Source organism: Thioalkalivibrio sp., assembly GCF_041685615.1.
Classification (GTDB): domain Bacteria; phylum Pseudomonadota; class Gammaproteobacteria; order Ectothiorhodospirales; family Ectothiorhodospiraceae; genus Thioalkalivibrio.
In genome coordinates this window covers 1-2,856 of the sequence record NZ_JAWLFK010000102.1, presented here as the reverse complement: position 1 = coordinate 2,856, position 2,856 = coordinate 1, and the positions used below count along the sequence as shown (strand labels likewise).

Below are 2,856 nucleotides of genomic sequence, written 5' to 3'. Positions count from 1 at the left end.
GGCGGTATATGGGGCCTGGTATTCGATCATCTGGTTCGCCGCCGCAACCACCACGAACGTCGCGTGCATCGCCTGCGCCAGCTGGTAGAACGCTACCGGGACTCCGTCAAGGCGATGCCCGACGCCGTGATCATTCTCCGTGCCGACTACCGCATCGAATGGGTCAACGATGCCGCTCCCGACATGCTGGGGATCACCTGGCCCCGGGATGAGGGGCAACGCATCACCCACCTCCTGCGCTATCCCGGCTTCCTGGACTTCATGGGAGCACCCGGCAACCCGGACCGCAGCGCCACACATACGATCACCCTGCCCTCCCCCCTCATGGATGATCGCTGGCTGGAAATGCGCCTTATTCCGTACGGCGAGCGCCAATTCCTGCTTTTGACCCGCGATACCACCCAGCTGCACCGCCTGGAGGTGATACGCCGGGACTTTGTCGCCAATGTCTCACACGAACTGCGCACCCCGCTAACCGTACTCTACGGCATTGCCGAGACCCTGGAAGAGGACCTGAACAACCAACCGGAACAACTGCGCTCTGTACAGATGCTGCGCGAACATTCCGAGCGCATGAAACTGCTGGTCGACGACCTTCTCCTACTATCACGGCTGGAGATCGACCGCGAGAAGGGAACCCAGGACTGGTTCCAGCCCGCTCCGCTGTTGAAGGAACTGGCCGAGGAACCATCCCTGGTTTCCGGTGAACAACAGCACGACATTCGCCTTGACACGGACCCGACCCTCGAGCTCTACGGCAACCGCAACGAACTACGCTCCGCGTGCGCTAACTTGCTGTTCAATGCCGTAAAATACACGCCGGCCGGTACGAGAATCACGTTGTCCTGGCATGAGGACACCAATGGCGCAAGTCTGAGTGTCGAAGATACCGGCCCCGGCATCGCCAGCCACCATATACCGCGCCTGACCGAGCGCTTCTACCGTGTGGATAATGGCCGCACGCAATCGCGGGGCGGCACGGGTCTGGGCCTGGCGATCGTCAAGCACGTGCTGCTGCGTCACGACGGACACTTGGCGATTGACAGTCAGATTGGACGCGGAAGCCGTTTCAGCTGCCGGTTTCCGCGCGGGCGCGTCCGGCGGATTGACACCCGGCAAGATTCCGTCTGAGTTGTCATGGGGAATCATGTGGATGTCAACAAACTGCAAGCCGACTTCTCCATAATCCTGCGGCAAGGATCGGGCAACGGGCACGTATACACCCGGGTCGCCGTGACCTAGAACATGTACCAGGCCGCATCCGTTTCCAGCTACACTGCCTTTATCTAAACGGGCGGACTGATCGCAGACAGCGATACCGTCACTCTTTCTACCTCACCTGCGCAATAGCAGATCGAGGGATATATATCATCGGTTGCTTCAGCTAGGAGCCCAAATATGGACAAGAACTTCTTCAAGGAACACATGTCGCAGCAGTTCAACTCCGAACTGGAGGACATCATTCGGCAGGTGATGGCCATGGGCGGGTTGGTCGAGGAGCAACTTACGGACGGCATCCAGGCAATGAGCAAAGGCGATGCAGACCTGGCGCAGAAAGTAATCACATCGGATTACCGGATCAATGCCAAGGAGGTCGAAATCGACGAAGGCTGCACTCACATCCTCGTCCGGCGCCAGCCAACCGCGTCAGATCTGCGTCTGGTGATCGCCGTAATCAAGACCATCGCTGACCTCGAGCGCATGGGCGACGAAGCCGAACGCGTGGGCCGCATGGGCTTGCATCTACTTGACGAGGATCGCAACAGCGCCCCCATGCCGGACCTCGTTGAGATGGGGGAAAACGTCCACGTGATGACCAGCGGGGCCCTCGATGCCTTCGCTCGCATGGACGTACAGCAGGCGGTTCGCGTCGCGCAGCAGGACATCCATATCGACAGTCTCTACGAGACCGTCGTGCACAAGGTGATGAAGAAGATGACGGCCTCACCGGACTCGGTGCCCCGCCTGATGGACATCGTCTGGGCCGCTCGCTCCCTGGAACGAATCGGCGATCGAGCGCGCAACATTTGCGAGTACGTCGTCTACTTCGTCAAGGGCAAGGACGTGCGCCACACGAGCTATGAGCAAATGATCGAGGAAGCCACCGGCGACCGCCACTGACCGCGTCCGGAGCCCCCTCGCGCATCGGCCGACCGGGATCCACCGCCACCCGCGCGGCCGTTTGCCATGTCCGCCGATGCCCGCTTGAATGGGAGTATGCGGACAGGCAGCCCATCCAGTGTGTCACGTCCTCTTCTCGCCTGTTTGGCCGGCGGGCTTCTCTTCCCGTTGATCACGGCGATTCCGGCGCATGCCGGCCCCGTCAGCGCTCCGGAATCGGCACCAGCCGGTGAGCCCTCCGAAGCCGTTGTCGAGCTCCTGCAGCGGGACGAAACGCCGAAAGGCGTGGTCTTCGAGATCAACGAGAACGACCGGGCGGCTTTGGCCGCCCTCCTTCCGGAGATTCGCGCCAACGTCGCCCACCTGCGCAAACACGACCGGGAATTACCGGTGGCCATCGTCGCCCACGGGGCGGAACAGTTCACCCTGACGCGGGCGGAGGCCGCACAGCATCCCGGCCTGCATGACGAGGTCGAGTCGCTGGTGCGCGACGAAGGCGTGGAGGTGTCCGTCTGCGGGACCTTTGCCAGCTGGCGCGGCGTCGAGGCCGACGCCTTTGCCGATTTCGTCGACGTCGTCGACCTCGCCCCGGACCGCCTCGACGACTACCGTGAACGCGGCTACGAGGTCATCCGCCTGCGCCCCTCCCTGCTGGACGCGCCGGAGCAAGACCCGTGGGAGTTCGACTTCAGCACCCCCTGACCACTCAGCCGGAAGACCATTTTCACCACGAAG

At 61.9% G+C, this 2,856-nt stretch carries 3 protein-coding genes; all 3 read left to right on the top strand.

Translation table 11 applies throughout. The features are described from left to right. Window positions 1-1,131 (top strand): phosphate regulon sensor histidine kinase PhoR (phoR, locus tag ACESLR_RS11905; RefSeq protein ID WP_373067698.1); only part of this gene is annotated, 1,131 nt, incomplete at its 5' end. Window positions 1,132-1,398: 267 nt separating this feature from the next. Then, window positions 1,399-2,121 (top strand): phosphate signaling complex protein PhoU, encoded by a 723-nt coding sequence (gene phoU / locus ACESLR_RS11900; RefSeq protein ID WP_373026173.1) that lies wholly within the window; start codon window positions 1,399-1,401, stop codon window positions 2,119-2,121. A gap of 96 nt (window positions 2,122-2,217) precedes the next feature. After that, a complete protein-coding gene (locus ACESLR_RS11895) occupies window positions 2,218-2,823 on the top strand; it encodes a hypothetical protein (RefSeq protein WP_373026172.1) in 606 nt (201 codons plus the stop codon). Window positions 2,824-2,856 lie beyond the last annotated feature (33 nt).